The following is a 15,091-nucleotide window of genomic DNA, read 5'->3' on the forward strand; positions in this document are numbered from 1 at the left end:
GTCGCTTAACACGCCTTTCGGGGCCTTTTAATCATTATTATTTATTGTCTTTTTTATCTTCAAGATTGCTGCGAGTGATGACTTTGTCAATCAAGCCATATTCAAGAGCTCTTTCAGAAGTCATGAAGTTATCACGTTCCGTATCTCTTTGAAGGACTTCAAGAGGTTGTCCAGTACGTTCCGCTAAGATTTGGTTTAACTTATCTTTCAGGTGAAGGATTCGGCGGGCAGCAATTTCGATTTCCGTCGCTTGACCTTGAGCTCCTCCAAGTGGTTGGTGAATCATGACTTCACTGTTTGGCAACGCATAACGTTTGCCTTTTTCACCAGCAGCCAATAGGAATGCACCCATGGAAGCAGCCATACCAATGCATACAGTGGATACATTAGGTTTGATATATTGCATCGTATCGTAAATGGCCATACCGGAAGTGATGCTTCCACCTGGGCTGTTGATGTATAAAGTGATATCTTTTTCAGGATTTTCTGCTTCTAAAAATAGTAATTGAGCAACAATGGAGTTGGAAACATTATCGTCAATTGCACTTCCTAGCATAATGATCCGATCTTTTAATAAACGGGAGTAAATATCGTAGGCACGCTCCCCACGACTTGTTTGTTCAATAACTGTAGGAATTAAATTCATGTTCATTTCCTCCTTCGATTAAGAGAATCATTTAAATTCTTTATGTATGTATGATACACTTTTTGGTCAATTTAGGTCAAACAAAACAAACCCTATAATTGATAATTTGTTCGACAATTTTCTGACTAAGTCTCCTTCCGATTAAAATCATTCATAATTATGCCGCACAGGGATGAATTTCCACATTATCCATAATACCCAAAAGATAAAGTTTTAAACCTGATAACCCTTGCAAAGGAAGGCATTCTATCATATAATGAAGTCTGTCGAAAAAATATAGTTTTCTCGCCCTCGTAGTGCAACGGATAGAACGCAAGCCTCCGAAGCTTGAAATGCAGGTTCGATTCCTGCCGAGGGCATTACCAATCTCCTGCTTTATTATTGAAGTGGGGGATTTTTTATTGAGCTTTTTTATGCGTAGGCATCGAATGGTCCTTTCTCGATTTTTGATGAATTTACTCGATTCTAGTAAATTTCTATCGAATCGTGGTATGTTGGCAAACACTTGGGATATTTTGGTGTGTATCCCTTGAAAAATGGCGATTTCTCAATAAAAGTAGTTGTTAAAATCTCATTTCTAACATATAGTAGTTTAAAACAAATACACTATTCTGAAAAAAAACGTAAGCGTTTTCATGGGTTTTTGTGTAGAATTTTCTCCTGATAATGTAAAATGGAATGGGGGAGGGATGAATCGATGAGTATGAATATGAAAGCAGGACTATTTCAACAGCAAACATTAAAGATGGCAATGACCCAGGAGCTTATGCAGGCTATTACACTGCTGCAATACTCCGCACAGGAGCTTTCCGCTTTCTTAGAAAATAAAATCGCGGAAAATCCATTACTGTCCCTAGATCAGCCAACATCTGCTTTATTTCAGCCAACCTTTGATCGGAAAAAGGGTAAACGGACTCTTAAAAATACGTATGATGCCAACTATTGGATTGAACAAATCAGTGAAGATACACTTTCACTTGAGCAGCATGTCATGTCCCAAGTGAATCATCAGGAACTTTCCGGTGAGCAGCAAAAGGCGATGTTGCTCTTAATTCATAACCTGGATGAAAACGGTTACTTGCGCATTCAGCTGGAGGATATTTGTGTCCCAGGTATATCTTTAGACGTTTTGGAAGAGAGCCTCTCGATTTTACAGCAACTCGAACCGCATGGGCTTGCGGCGAGAAATCTTCAAGAGTGTCTTTTACTTCAGGTAAAGGCAGAAGGAGTGAATCTGCTGGCAGAATCGATCATAGAAAACCACTTCCTCGATTTTGCTGAAAAGCGTTGGAAAGACTTAAGCAAGAAGATCGGTGTTACGATGAAGGAGATTCAAGAAGTTTTTGATTATGTCCAGACGTTGAACCCGCGACCGGCTTCACTCTTTTTTCAAGAAAAACCTTCCTATATAGTGCCGGATGTGGTCGTGGAGGTTCGTGATGGGATACTGCTTGTAGGGAATTATGATGGCAACACACCCAATCTTAATGTGGATAAAGGGTATTTAAACCGAATGAAGAGTCATAAAGATCAGGGAGTTCAACGCTTTATTCAAGATAAGTGGCAGGAATACCAATGGATCTCAAGAGGAATTCAGCAGAGAAAAGAGACTATATTGAAGGTTATTCAGTGCATAGTCGAAAAACAGCCAGGGTGCTTTCATCACGGACTGAACTACTTGAAGCCCATGACGATGAAAGAAGTCGCAGACGAGCTTGGCATACATGAGTCCACAGTCAGTCGGGCTGTTAAAGGGAAATACGTGCAGACACCATTTGGTACGATAGAAATGCGAATATTTTTCACCACTTCTTTACAGTCAGTCGGCCTTGATGAGGATATGTCTGGCATGCAAGCAAAGAAGAGCCTCCAGGCAGCCATCAATGGTGAAAATAAGCAAAAGCCGCTTTCGGATCAAGATTTGGCTGAAAGACTGAAAGAGGAGCATGGAATTATCCTGGCACGCCGAACTGTCGCCAAATACCGTGAACAACTGGGGATCCCTTCTTCATCTAAACGAAAAAGATATGATTGAAAAGGATGAGTGATTTTGGAATCAAGTGCGTTTGTTTTATATAGTAGGGATAAATGTCCCTTATGTGATAAAGCCAAGCTAATACTTGAAGAAATGAAATTGGAATCGGGAATAGGGTATAAGGAAATTGATATCCATTCCGATGACGATTTGCTTGAGAAATTCGGACTGATGATCCCTGTCATAGAATGGAAAGATGATATCGTTCAATTCGGAAAGGTTGATAAATCAGCTCTAAATAAGCTTTTGGAAAAATAATTTTTCAAATCATTTGAAGAAACATTCCGTTCCTGCTAGAATAAAATATGTAGCAGGAATATTTTTTTGTTTTAAGTGGGACAGAAAATGACTACGCGGGACATTATACGTCCAACTTAAATTTTTAGGAGTTTTAAAATATGCGTACATTACTCGAGGTACAAAGAAAATTATTACCTGATTTCCTTATGGTTATGCAAAAAAGATATGATATCCTGCGTTATATCAAAATGATGCAGCCAGTGGGAAGGCGAAGTCTGGCTGTAAGCCTTAACTTGACTGAGCGGACGCTTAGAAGCGAGGTTGATTTTCTGAAAAGTCAGAGTCTGGTTAATATATTCAGTTCTGGTATGACGCTGACAGATGAAGGGATGGAAATCCTGGATAAGTTAGAAGGAATAATGCGTGAAGTAATGGGTATAGACATAATGGAACGGCAGTTGCAGGAATTGTTACAAGTGGATGAGGTCATCATTGTCTCAGGAAATTGTGACGAAACCCCTTGGGTAAAAAAAGAATTGGGTAAAGCCTGTGCCAACCGTATGAAACAAGAATGGAACTCAAAGAATATCATTGCAGTTACTGGTGGATCGACAATGGCCGAAGTGGCCAATTCGTTGTCACCTGATGAAGCGTCTAAGAAATTGACATTTGTCCCAGCCCGCGGGGGAATTGGTGAGGCAGTGCAGAATCAGGCTAATACGATTGTCGAAAGAATGGCACAGAAGGCGCATGCCTCATACAGAGTGTTATATGTACCCGATCAATTAAGCGGTGAGGTCTATGCTTCCTTCATGAAGGAACCTGCTATTGAAGAAGTCATTTCCAAAATTAAATCTGCTGATATGATCATTCATGGAATTGGTGATGCCATTGCGATGGCAGAGAGAAGAAATTCTTCGCCAGAAACGTTAAAGAAACTGTTAGATGGAAATGCTGTAGGAGAAGCATTCGGTTATTACTACGATGAAAATGGCAAAGTTGTTCATAAAGTTTTGACAGTCGGTATCCAGTTAGATGATCTCAGCCCTGAAAAGCGAGTGATAACTGTGGCGGGTGGGAAAACTAAAGCTAAGGCTATCCGTTCTTACATGAAAGGAGCGCCTTCATCAACGGTTTTGATCACGGATGAAGCGGCAGCACAAGAGTTAATTCAGGGGAATTACACCCCTTAATATATTTGCGAACTTAAAAGGAGGAATTTTTCATGGCAGTAAAAGTTGGTATTAATGGTTTTGGACGTATTGGACGTAATGTATTTCGTGCAGCATTGAGTAATCCTGAGGTGGAAATTGTAGCTATTAACGACTTAACGGATGCTAATATGTTAGCGCACCTTCTTCAATACGATACAATTCATGGATCTCTTAATGAAAAAGTGGCAGTTGATGGGGATTACTTGGTTGTTGATGGCCATAAAGTCAAAGTATTGGCTGAACGTGATCCTGCACAATTAGCATGGGGTGAGCTAGGAGTAGAAGTAGTTGTAGAATCTACAGGTCGTTTCACAAAACGTGCAGATGCAGCTAAACATTTAGAAGCTGGCGCGAAAAAAGTAATCATCTCTGCTCCTGCATCTGATGAAGATATCACAATCGTCATGGGTGTAAACGAAGACAAATATGATGCAGCGAACCACCATGTAATCTCTAATGCTTCTTGTACAACAAACTGCTTAGCGCCATTTGCTAAAGTGCTTCATGAACAATTCGGAATCAAACGCGGTATGATGACTACTGTTCACTCATATACAAATGATCAGCAAATCCTTGATTTGCCTCATAAAGATTACCGCCGTGCACGTGCAGCTGCCGAGAATATCATTCCTACAACAACTGGGGCAGCAAAAGCTGTTGCACTTGTTCTTCCTGAACTTAAAGGGAAATTGAATGGTATGGCAATGCGTGTACCTACTCCAAACGTGTCTGTAGTCGACCTTGTTGCAGAGCTTGAAAAAAACACAACAGTTGAAGAAGTTAATGCAGCATTCAAAAAGGCTTCTGAAGGCGAATTAAAAGGAATTCTTGAGTACAGCGAACTTCCGCTAGTATCAACTGACTATAACGGTAACCCATCTTCATCTACAATTGATGCCCTTTCCACAATGGTAATGGAAGGAAACATGGTTAAAGTATTATCTTGGTATGATAATGAAACAGGATATTCTAGTCGTGTTGTTGATTTAATCGACTATTTGGCTAAAAAAGGATTGTAATTAGAATAATAAAAAAACCTCACCAAGGTGAGGTTTTTTTTATAACACCTCTAAAAAAACTTGGCAGAAGATGATATTATTAGTAAGTCATTAAACAGTCAAGCGTTTACATTTCTTGTTTTTGGATAATTTCCTGGAAACCGACTATAATGAAAAAGAGAAAAGGGGAGTTGGGATATTTACCCTCTCCCTTTTTGGCTAAGAGAATCAAAAATATGATAACAATATCTAAGGAGGTTCTTGGATTATGAATAAAAAGTCGATTAGAGATATTGAATTAAAAGGGAAACGCGTTTTTTGCCGTGTTGATTTCAACGTTCCGATGCAGGACGGAAAGATTTCGGATGATACGAGAATCAGAGCGGCATTGCCGACGATTTCCTATCTGACGGAACAAGGTGCTAAAGTCATTTTAGCTAGCCATCTTGGACGTCCTAAGGGACAAGTCGTTGAAGAATTGCGTTTAGCTCCTGTTGCAAAAAGACTGAGTGAGCTTAGTGGAAAAGATGTACAAAAGGCTGAAGAAGCTTACGGGGATTCAGTTAAGTCCATCATTGATAACATGGAAAATGGTGAGATTCTGTTATTGGAAAATGTTCGTTTCTATCCAGGAGAAGAGAAGAACGATCCAGAATTGGCGAAGTCATTTGCTGCACTGGCGGATGTTTATGTTAATGATGCATTCGGAGCTGCTCATCGTGCACATGCTTCAACGGAAGGAATCGCACACCATCTTCCAGCTGTTGCCGGATTGCTTATGGAAAAAGAACTTTCGGTGCTTGGAAAAGCTTTATCCAACCCAGAACGTCCTTTTACAGCTATAATTGGCGGCGCAAAAGTAAAGGATAAAATAGGCGTTATCGAAAACCTTTTGGAAAACGTCGATCACTTGATTATTGGTGGCGGACTAGGTTATACATTTATTAAAGCTCAAGGTCATGAAATCGGAAATTCTTTATTGGAAGAAGACAAAATAGAATTGGCCAAATCTTTCATCGAAAGCGCTAAAGAAAAAGGCGTAAAATTACATTTGCCAATCGATGCAGTTGTAGCGGCTGAATTCTCACCAGATGCAGAAGCCGAGAATGTCGATATAGATGCTATTCCAGCTGATAAAATGGCTCTTGATATCGGTCCAAAAACAAGTGAATTATTTGCGGATGTAATCAAAGGTTCCAAGCTTGTCATTTGGAATGGACCAATGGGTGTATTCGAGTTCGATAAATTTGCAAATGGAACGAAAACCGTTGCTGAAGCATTGGCGGAAGCAAAAGATACGTACAGCATTGTAGGCGGAGGGGATTCTGCCGCAGCTGCTGAAAAGTTTGGCTTAGCAGAAAAAATGTCCCATATTTCAACTGGCGGCGGTGCATCTCTTGAGTTCATGGAAGGCAAAGAATTGCCTGGCGTTGTAGCATTGAACGATAAATAAGCGTGAACCGTTAAAAATTTCAACTTTAGAAGGGATGAGAAACCAAATGCGTAAACCGATTATTGCAGGAAACTGGAAAATGAATAAAACACTATCTGAATCGACTGCTTTTATAGAAGAAGTGAGCAATCTGATTCCGAAGCAAGATTTAATCGATACGGTGGTATGTTCTCCAGCTTTGTTTTTGGATCAACTTGTTCAAGCAGCAAAAGGAACCGATGTGAAAATCGGTGCGCAAAACATGCACTTCGAAGAAAGTGGTGCCTTCACAGGAGAAATCAGTCCGATTGCATTAACTGATCTCGGTGTATCTTATGTCATTCTTGGTCATTCTGAACGCCGGGAAATGTTCAACGAAACGGATGAAGCCGTCAATAAAAAAGCTCATGCCGCTTTTGCCCACGGGTTAACTCCTATCGTTTGTTGTGGTGAAACACTTGAACAAAGGGAAGCTGGCGAAACGAATGAATTTGTTGGCAGCCAAATAGAAAAAGGCCTAGCTGGATTATCTAATGAACAATTGAAACAAGCCGTTATCGCTTATGAGCCGATCTGGGCGATTGGAACAGGGAAATCTTCATCGGCTCAAGATGCCAATGAAGTTTGTGCACATATCCGCTCAGTTGTTGCTGACAAGTTTTCAAACGAAGCAGCTGCAGCCATCCGAATTCAGTACGGCGGCAGTGTTAAACCTGAGAATATTAAAGAGTATATGTCACAGCCTGATATTGACGGTGCGTTGGTAGGCGGGGCAAGCTTAAAAACTGATTCCTTTTTACAATTGCTGGAGGCTGGTCATTATGAGTAAGTCGCCTGTGGCACTTATCATCTTAGACGGTTTTGGCTGCCGTAGCGAAGAGAAAGGAAATGCTGTTTTTCATGCGAAAAAACCGAACTTTGATCGTTATTGGGAACAGTATCCGCATTCCCATTTAACTGCAAGCGGGGAAGCTGTAGGCTTGCCTGCCGGTCAAATGGGGAACTCTGAAGTGGGTCATTTGAATATAGGGGCAGGACGGATCGTTTATCAAAGTCTGACCCGTGTGAATCTGGCTATTCGTGAAGGTGAGTTTGCAGAAAATCCAACTTTGGTAGAGGCCATGAGCTATACGAAGAAAAAGGGCACGGACCTTCATCTCTTCGGACTTCTCTCAGATGGCGGCGTGCACAGTCATATTGAACATATGTATGCCTTGCTGAAATTGGCGGCTAAAGAAGGAGTTAAAAATGTATATGTACATGCATTTTTAGATGGACGTGATGTCGGCCCGAAAACGGCACAGGGTTATATTAAGGATGCAGAAGCAAAAATGAAGGAATTCGGTGTTGGTCAGTTTGCGACCATATCCGGAAGATATTATTCGATGGACCGTGATAAACGCTGGGAGCGTGTGGAGAAATCCTATCGATCAATGGTGTATGGTGATGGGCCTGCTTATTCTTCTGCGATGGAATGTGTCGAGGATTCCTATGAACATGGTATTTTTGACGAGTTCGTGATACCTTCTGTGATAACGGCGGAAGACGGAAAACCAGTGGCAACGATTAAAGATGATGATGCCGTTATCTTTTATAATTTCCGTCCTGACCGGGCGATCCAGATTTCCAATACATTCACGAATGAGGACTTTCGCTCATTTGACCGTGGTCCTGGACATCCGAAGCATCTCCATTTTGTCTGCTTGACACATTTTTCAGAAACAGTTGACGGATATGTTGCTTTTAAGCCGACAAATCTTGATAATACATTAGGGGAGGTACTTTCCCAAAACCAGCTTACCCAGCTTCGTATTGCTGAAACTGAAAAATATCCGCATGTGACGTTTTTCATGAGTGGCGGACGTGAAGAGAAGTTTCCTGGTGAAGAGAGAATATTAATTAATTCTCCGAGAGTCGCTACATATGATTTAAAGCCGGAAATGAGTGCCTATGAAGTGACGGATGCGTTGATGGAACAAATAGAGGCTGACCGCTTCGATGCGATCCTCTTGAATTTCGCCAACCCGGATATGGTTGGTCATTCAGGGATGCTAGAACCGACCGTCAAAGCGATTGAAACCGTGGATGAATGCCTAGGCAGGATTGTCGATTTAATTGTCTCAAAAGGCGGTACAGCAATCATTACCGCTGACCATGGGAACGCTGATGAAGTCGTAACGCTTGAAGGCAACCCGATGACTGCCCATACAACGAATCCTGTGCCTGTCATTATTACTAAAAATCAGGTAACATTAAGAACAGATGGTATATTAGGCGATTTAGCTCCAACAATGCTTGATTTGCTTGGAGTCGAAAAACCTGTTGAAATGACAGGGAAATCCCTATTATCTAAATAAAATTGTGAATTGGAAAAGGAGAGATTTATAATGCCGTACATCGAACATGTATATGCACGCGAAGTGTTAGATTCTCGTGGTAATCCAACAGTAGAAGTAGAAATCCAAACAGAGTCCGGATACTTCGGACGTGCAATCGTACCATCGGGAGCTTCCACAGGAGAACACGAAGCAGTTGAGCTTCGTGACGGAGATAAATCTCGTTACCTGGGTAAAGGGGTACAAAAAGCAGTTGATAATGTAAATGATGTCATTGCTGAAGCTGTCATTGGTTTGGATGTAACGAACCAAGCAGGCCTTGACCTTACAATGATCGAACTGGATGGTACTGAAAACAAAGGGAACTTGGGAGCGAACGCAATCCTTGGTGTATCAATGGCTGCTGCTCACGCCGCTGCGGAATTTTCCGGTTTACCATTGTATCGTTACCTTGGAGGGTTCAACGCGAAACAACTTCCAACTCCAATGATGAACATCATTAACGGTGGATCACATGCAGACAACAATGTAGACTTCCAGGAATTCATGATCCTTCCTGTCGGTGCTCCTAGCTTCAAAGAAGCAGTTCGTATGGGTGCCGAAGTATTCCATGCATTGAAATCCGTTCTTTCTGCTAAAGGCTTGAACACGGCTGTTGGCGATGAAGGTGGCTTTGCTCCTAACCTTGGTTCAAACCGTGAAGCGCTGCAAGTCATCATCGAGGCAATTGAAAAAGCAGGCTATAAAGCAGGCGAAGATATCTACCTTGGTATGGACGTAGCTTCATCTGAATTCTATAACAAAGAAACAGGCAAATACGATCTTGCAGGCGAAGGCCGCAATGGCGTTACATCCGAAGAAATGGTTGCGTTCTATGAAGAGCTAGTGAATGAATTCCCAATTCTTTCAATTGAAGATGGCTTGGATGAAAATGACTGGGAAGGCCACAAGCTTTTAACTGAACGCATTGGTTCTAAAGTTCAATTAGTTGGTGACGATTTATTCGTAACGAACACAAAAAAATTGGCTGAAGGCATCGAAAAAGGCATCGGTAACTCCATCCTGATTAAAGTGAACCAAATTGGTACACTGACTGAAACGTTTGAAGCAATCGAAATGGCTAAGCGCGCAGGCTATACTGCAGTCGTTTCCCACCGTTCCGGTGAAACGGAAGATGCAACTATCGCTGACATCGCCGTTGCAACAAACGCAGGACAAATCAAAACAGGTTCCATGTCCCGTACAGACCGTATCGCTAAATACAACCAACTTCTTCGCATCGAAGACCAGCTTGGTGACTTGGCTGTATATGCAGGCTTGAAATCTTTCTATAACTTGAAGAAGTAATCATTTTGAGTTATAAAGGGTTGAATTTAGTCGTACAAGACTAACTCGTAGGGCTTGAATTGTTTCATACAAAAACATGAACTTAGTCGTACAGTTTATTACTTTTAACCTCCTATTTATGTGTGGTAATCCACATTAATTAGGAGGTTTTTTTATGTTTATAAAGGATCTATTGAAAGAGTTTTCATTTGATTTACAGATTAAGAACTATTCTAAGCGGACGATAGAGACGTACAAATACAATATCGATCAATTGATTATTTTCTTGGATAAGCAACATGAGATATCTGATATTGAGGATATTTCTTCTTTACACATTAAGAGGTTTGTTCAATATCAATTAGAAATAGGAAACAAATCTAACTACATCAATACGATAATTAAGTCTATGAGAGCATTCTATGGTTATTTATTTAGTGAGGAATACGTCAGTCATAATGTGCTTGCTAAGATAAAACTGTTAAAAGAAGACAAAGTCGTTATAAAAACTTTTACAGATAAAGAAGTTGCTAAGATGATTGAGGTCTATGACTTTAAAAGTTACTTAAACGCACGTAATAAGGTCATTATTGCTATGTTTGTCGATACAGGGATAAGGATGACAGAGTTAATCAATGTACAGTCAGGGTGGATGAATGAGACAAATATTAGGGTGTTTGGTAAAGGAGCAAAGTGGCGTTATGTCCCAATTAGTCTGATGCTCAAGAAGTACATGATTAGATATGAGAGGATAAAGGAAGGCTACTTTAAAAATAAGAAATTAGAACATGACAATTACTTCTTATCAAGAAGCGGAAGACCTTTGACTGGGGTTCAAATACAAAATGTTGTTAGAAATGCTGGTGTCAAAGCAAATGTAAGAGAAGATATTAGATGTAGCCCGCACACATTACGACACTACTCTATTCAATCTAACTTGAGGAATGGATTAGACTTATATAGTTGTTCAAGGATTGCTGGACACGAAAATATTCAAGTAACTAAGAGGTATTTGCAAGGGCTGGAAACAGAGAATATTCTAGAACTAGCATCAAAATCTAGTCCTTTGATGAATTTGTAATCGTATGTTTGTTGAAACTCCATTGCTTGTATCTTCTCGCAAAAGGGTATATGTATTCCCCGATGGGCAACCGAATGGTTGCTCTCTTTATTTTATCCTGAAGAGGGGAAGAGACTTTGTTAATCATCATCTCACTCATCATAAAATGGTAGGTAGCAGGTTAATCCACATAAAACGTTTTATATAATCTCCGATGCGAAGCGAGTATTTGCTACTCTACAACCAACCAAAACACCTACTTTCCAAGTATTTATAATAATAATCTCGAAGCACATATACCGCACTATTGTTTTCCTTAAATACCATTTTTCTTCGACTTACCATCATAACCATAAATTACCTATAAAAAGTTCTTGGTGGACACTTTTACGAGATTCCCTTGATTTTTTCTGACGGATTTTGCGAAAATCGGAAATTTTGGATTTTGTATAATGGAATTATAGACATCAAACTAATATGTTTGAGCAGTATATAGACCCAAATAAGCAATCCAAAACAAATCCAATAAAAGAAAGCGGGGTGATGGAGTTGCTGAAAATCGTAGTGTCGGGCAATGACATATTGTCGAGAGTGAGGGCTTACACTAGCTTCAAATATCATTGTCAAATCAAGTTTTTAGATTTAAATTTACTGACATTCAAAATCATCAAGATCAATTGAAAAAAGAAAGCGGTCTGTACTTCTATCATATAGATGGAAGCTTAAAGTACGTGGGAATAAGTGATGACTTAGGTTTCAGATTTTATGGTGGATATCTTAAAGAAGATAGTAAACAACATCGTAATTCTAAGCTAATGCAATTGATTGATTCAAAGCCAAATGAAATTGAGGTAATATTCAAGACCATGGATAAGGAATTGTTAAAGGAAGAGGAGACTAAAATCATTCAAGATTATATTCCCCTTTGCAATGAGAAAGAGAATCCTAGATATCAAGTACGTCCGATTCAAAAGGTGATTGGTAAAGTTGTGAATGAAACCAATTGTGAATGGTCGTTCGCTGATATGAGAGAGAATCTTTTCAAAAAATGGCGTGGTCAAGTGTCGTTTCAAAGAATAGATGAAGCACTTAGGGATGAAAAGAATAACCTTGGAAAATATTGCAGTAAGAAACGAGGACAAGACATACTAATGCCCAAGAAAAATTGAGTACTGAGTTTTGAGTGTCATTTTAGAAGGTTCTAGTACCTCGAATCATCAATAAAAAGCGAATGAATCAAGGGGGAAAAAACTGTACCGAATCGGGGTACTAAGTACTTTATATTAAGAGGTCGATTCGGTACAGAAATTTATAACATGAATCATCAAAAAAAATAAGGGATACTTGAGCATTGAAATGTTCATTTTTGAAGCCCGAAATTAAAAGGACTGAATTACATGGCTGCCAAAAATAGCGAATCTTAGTCATGAGAAAAGGGAATTATATTGAAGCAGGAATTTACATTAGTAGAATTGGTTAAGAAGTATGGATCAAAGGCTCAGAAAGCATCGTTAAAGAGAAACAAAGGTAATCTTACAGGGAAAGAATTCACTCTCCTCATTAAATCAGTTGAACAAGAGTGGGAATCATACTCGGTTGAAGGTAGAGGGGCAAAGCGGATTATTACATGCAGCGGTAAACGCTCTAAAAAGGCTGAACGAGTTGATAAGCGATCTAACAATGGACAGGGACAACTTGTTGGTGAATTTGAATTGAACTCGCTTGTGGTAAACTATCTGATTCAGAATAATAATAAAGTAAAACCTATGAGTGCGACAAAATGGCTTACTGAACTAGGTATCATTGATGGAAAACTTATTGGTGCATTATATGGTGCTAGAGGTAAACACCTAGAAAAACTGCAAGAGCAGTTCAGCAAAGAAATTATCGATTTCAACAAGGATGATTCAGATATGGATATGTTAGATGAGTTTCTTCAAGTATCATTGAAGCATATGAAATCCAGCCTTGTATCAGTGTTTGGCAAGTTGGCTAAGGTAGAAATCATCATCCATCGGGTAGAAAGATGGGGATGTACAACCAAAAACAAGCATAGGAAACTAACATCAAATGAGATTAAAGAAATAGATATTATTAGAGGTAGTCTGCTCATTTTGCACGGACTTAAAGGTTCTGACCTGTTCATGACAAGAAAAAAAGAAGTTAAGGCTTTCAAGGTAGAATTAGACAAACAATTAGAGGATGAGTTGGGACTTAAATTCTTTTATGATGCACATTACTGCGTAATCCCAGAAAGTGAGTTAGGATTACGAGATTATCTAGATAAAAAGCGAGAGAAAGGTGACTTAGACTTTACACATAACCTAACAGAGCAGTATGCACTAATCATGATAGATATGTTCAAGGACATGTACAGCAAGCATTCCTTAGAACTTGCTAGAGGTAGGCAGAAAAACACCACTAACAATTCTGATATAGATAGAATCAAATGCTTAAAGATAATGACTCAATATGCTCCAATGTGGGAACTACTATTGAAGTACTTTGGATGCACGAGCAGTATGAAATTAAATACATCTGCAGTTGAAGAAGCAGCTCCAACTACAATCGAAGTTGATGGAGTTGAGTTTGAAGTTGCTAAAGAATCAAAGAGAACTAATCCTTTAGCACAGTTCCAAGCTATCCGTATGATTGCTGAAATGAATAAGGAATCAATAAGAATCACAGGCGTGTCTTTTAATTGAGGCTCGCCCCTTTTAGTATATTGGAGTGGATGATTGAACAAATTGGGTAGTAATTCATCGATAGATACACATGTTAATAAAACCCGTCTTTTATTGTTTGCTACAATAAGCTATATTGATTGTGAAAGAATGTACTTAAACTAACGGGGCAGAATAGCTATATAAAGTGATTCCAAAAAAAGGAAGGTTAAATATGCTTTTTCACATTATCGTTGGGTTTATTTTTCCTTGGATTTTAGGTGCTTATTTGGTTAGAAATCAGACAATGCTATTTATTATTTTTTATCCAATTGGTGTAGCTATAAGTATTTTATTAAATGAAATTGGTTTTAACTACTTTTGGAGGATGGATATAGTATTTCAAGAATCATCGTTAACTGGAATTCCATATGATTTAGGTCTTTATCCTATACTTGGTTGTTTATTTATTTGCGTTATTCACTATAAAAAAATGCCTATTCTTATTACATTTTTAGTTTTTACTTTAGTGACAACCTTTGGAGAGTACATACTAGTGTGTTTAGAGAAAATAGTATACAGGAATGAATGGACTATCATTTGGACTGGAGTTAGTTATTTATTGGCTTATTCAATTTTTTATGTTTATTACAAATTAGTTCGTAAGTTTATTTTATTAAATTAACGGGTGCTTACCTCAATAAGAGAGTTGCTTTGGCGCTCTTTTTCTTATGGAGCTAACGGGGCAGGATAGTTGAACAAGGAGTTATGGTGATACAGAACGATCCCTTGCTCTCCCCTGCGCCTGCGTGGGGGAGGCATTATCTCTCTCTTATTATATATTCGTCTCTCTTTTTATATTTAGTCTCTCTTATTACAGTACCACGAAGTGTCTCAGCCCAGACACTCTGTTCCGACCTGCAGGAATGAAGTGTCTCAGTGGGGACACTCTGTTTCATGATGAGAGAACTTAACTAGCACTACGAATTTGAAGATTTAACCCTACAGGAGCGTAAAATTGTTTAGGACAGTTAAAACACTATAGCGGAAGTTAAAGGGTTTACATCAGGGGGTTATCATAATACTGTTGATGTTAAAACGGAAGATGAAAAAACGAATGCCCCTGAGAAGCTATTCTGAG

13 protein-coding genes and 1 tRNA gene are annotated in these 15,091 nt (G+C 39.3%); 13 read left to right on the plus strand and 1 reads right to left on the minus strand.

Features of this window, described 5'->3' with window-relative positions:
* Positions 1 to 37 precede the first annotated feature (37 nt).
* Positions 38 to 646, minus strand: a complete 609-nt coding sequence (clpP, locus tag ACFWE9_RS03215) for an ATP-dependent Clp endopeptidase proteolytic subunit ClpP (RefSeq protein ID WP_230158996.1) — start codon at positions 644 to 646, stop codon at positions 38 to 40.
* A gap of 287 nt (positions 647 to 933) precedes the next feature.
* Between clpP and ACFWE9_RS03220 the strand changes: the two genes are divergently transcribed.
* The 13 genes from ACFWE9_RS03220 to ACFWE9_RS03280 all read left to right on the plus strand — a co-directional run bounded on the left by ACFWE9_RS03220 (position 934) and on the right by ACFWE9_RS03280 (position 14,635).
* Positions 934 to 1,005, plus strand: a tRNA-Arg gene (locus tag ACFWE9_RS03220).
* A gap of 338 nt (positions 1,006 to 1,343) precedes the next feature.
* Entirely contained in the window at positions 1,344 to 2,681 is a 1,338-nt protein-coding gene (gene rpoN, locus ACFWE9_RS03225) for an RNA polymerase factor sigma-54 (protein ID WP_230158995.1), read from the plus strand.
* Positions 2,682 to 2,696: 15 nt separating this feature from the next.
* Positions 2,697 to 2,939 (plus strand): glutaredoxin family protein, encoded by a 243-nt coding sequence (locus ACFWE9_RS03230; protein WP_230158994.1) that lies wholly within the window; start codon positions 2,697 to 2,699, stop codon positions 2,937 to 2,939.
* A gap of 140 nt (positions 2,940 to 3,079) precedes the next feature.
* Positions 3,080 to 4,114 (plus strand): sugar-binding transcriptional regulator, encoded by a 1,035-nt coding sequence (locus ACFWE9_RS03235; protein ID WP_230158993.1) that lies wholly within the window; start codon positions 3,080 to 3,082, stop codon positions 4,112 to 4,114.
* A 32-nt stretch (positions 4,115 to 4,146) separates the two neighbouring features.
* Positions 4,147 to 5,154, plus strand: a complete 1,008-nt coding sequence (gene gap, locus ACFWE9_RS03240; protein WP_377355554.1) for a type I glyceraldehyde-3-phosphate dehydrogenase — start codon at positions 4,147 to 4,149, stop codon at positions 5,152 to 5,154.
* A gap of 247 nt (positions 5,155 to 5,401) precedes the next feature.
* The gene (locus ACFWE9_RS03245) at positions 5,402 to 6,586 is read left to right on the plus strand and encodes a phosphoglycerate kinase (RefSeq protein ID WP_230158991.1); all 1,185 of its coding nucleotides are present in this window, start codon (positions 5,402 to 5,404) and stop codon (positions 6,584 to 6,586) included.
* Between the two features lie 46 nt (positions 6,587 to 6,632).
* A complete protein-coding gene (tpiA, locus tag ACFWE9_RS03250; RefSeq protein WP_377355555.1) occupies positions 6,633 to 7,394 on the plus strand; it encodes a triose-phosphate isomerase in 762 nt (253 codons plus the stop codon).
* Positions 7,387 to 8,922 carry a 2,3-bisphosphoglycerate-independent phosphoglycerate mutase gene (gene gpmI / locus ACFWE9_RS03255; RefSeq protein ID WP_377355556.1) on the plus strand — a complete coding sequence of 512 codons (1,536 nt, stop codon included), beginning with the start codon at positions 7,387 to 7,389 and terminating at the stop codon, positions 8,920 to 8,922. Before tpiA ends, gpmI begins: the two co-directional genes overlap by 8 nt.
* Positions 8,923 to 8,952: 30 nt before the next feature.
* Complete coding sequence (eno, locus tag ACFWE9_RS03260) at positions 8,953 to 10,248, plus strand: phosphopyruvate hydratase (protein ID WP_230158988.1); 1,296 nt, start codon at positions 8,953 to 8,955, stop codon at positions 10,246 to 10,248.
* 154 nt (positions 10,249 to 10,402) lie between these two features.
* A complete protein-coding gene (locus ACFWE9_RS03265; protein ID WP_377355558.1) occupies positions 10,403 to 11,308 on the plus strand; it encodes a tyrosine-type recombinase/integrase in 906 nt (301 codons plus the stop codon).
* Between the two features lie 599 nt (positions 11,309 to 11,907).
* Positions 11,908 to 12,456, plus strand: coding sequence for a GIY-YIG nuclease family protein (locus tag ACFWE9_RS03270; RefSeq protein WP_377355560.1), 549 nt, complete (start codon positions 11,908 to 11,910; stop codon positions 12,454 to 12,456).
* A 276-nt stretch (positions 12,457 to 12,732) separates the two neighbouring features.
* Positions 12,733 to 13,992: a hypothetical protein gene (locus ACFWE9_RS03275; protein WP_377355562.1), complete on the plus strand. Its 1,260-nt coding sequence runs from the start codon at positions 12,733 to 12,735 to the stop codon at positions 13,990 to 13,992.
* A gap of 193 nt (positions 13,993 to 14,185) precedes the next feature.
* Positions 14,186 to 14,635, plus strand: coding sequence for a hypothetical protein (locus ACFWE9_RS03280; protein ID WP_377355563.1), 450 nt, complete (start codon positions 14,186 to 14,188; stop codon positions 14,633 to 14,635).
* The last annotated feature ends 456 nt before the right edge of the window (positions 14,636 to 15,091 follow it).

The organism is Peribacillus sp. NPDC060253, assembly GCF_042727425.1.
GTDB lineage: Bacteria > Bacillota > Bacilli > Bacillales > DSM-1321 > Peribacillus.

What these genes read in the sequence shown, in the direction of transcription:
- clpP (WP_230158996.1), bottom strand. Translation starts at nt 646, where the DNA reads ATGAATTTAATTCCTACAGTTATTGAACAAACAAGTCGTGGGGAGCGT.
- rpoN (WP_230158995.1), top strand. Translation starts at nt 1,344, where the DNA reads ATGAGTATGAATATGAAAGCAGGACTATTTCAACAGCAAACATTAAAG.
- ACFWE9_RS03235 (WP_230158993.1), top strand. Translation starts at nt 3,080, where the DNA reads ATGCGTACATTACTCGAGGTACAAAGAAAATTATTACCTGATTTCCTT.
- gap (WP_377355554.1), top strand. Translation starts at nt 4,147, where the DNA reads ATGGCAGTAAAAGTTGGTATTAATGGTTTTGGACGTATTGGACGTAAT.
- ACFWE9_RS03245 (WP_230158991.1), top strand. Translation starts at nt 5,402, where the DNA reads ATGAATAAAAAGTCGATTAGAGATATTGAATTAAAAGGGAAACGCGTT.
- tpiA (WP_377355555.1), top strand. Translation starts at nt 6,633, where the DNA reads ATGCGTAAACCGATTATTGCAGGAAACTGGAAAATGAATAAAACACTA.
- gpmI (WP_377355556.1), top strand. Translation starts at nt 7,387, where the DNA reads ATGAGTAAGTCGCCTGTGGCACTTATCATCTTAGACGGTTTTGGCTGC.
- eno (WP_230158988.1), top strand. Translation starts at nt 8,953, where the DNA reads ATGCCGTACATCGAACATGTATATGCACGCGAAGTGTTAGATTCTCGT.
- ACFWE9_RS03265 (WP_377355558.1), top strand. Translation starts at nt 10,403, where the DNA reads ATGTTTATAAAGGATCTATTGAAAGAGTTTTCATTTGATTTACAGATT.
- ACFWE9_RS03280 (WP_377355563.1), top strand. Translation starts at nt 14,186, where the DNA reads ATGCTTTTTCACATTATCGTTGGGTTTATTTTTCCTTGGATTTTAGGT.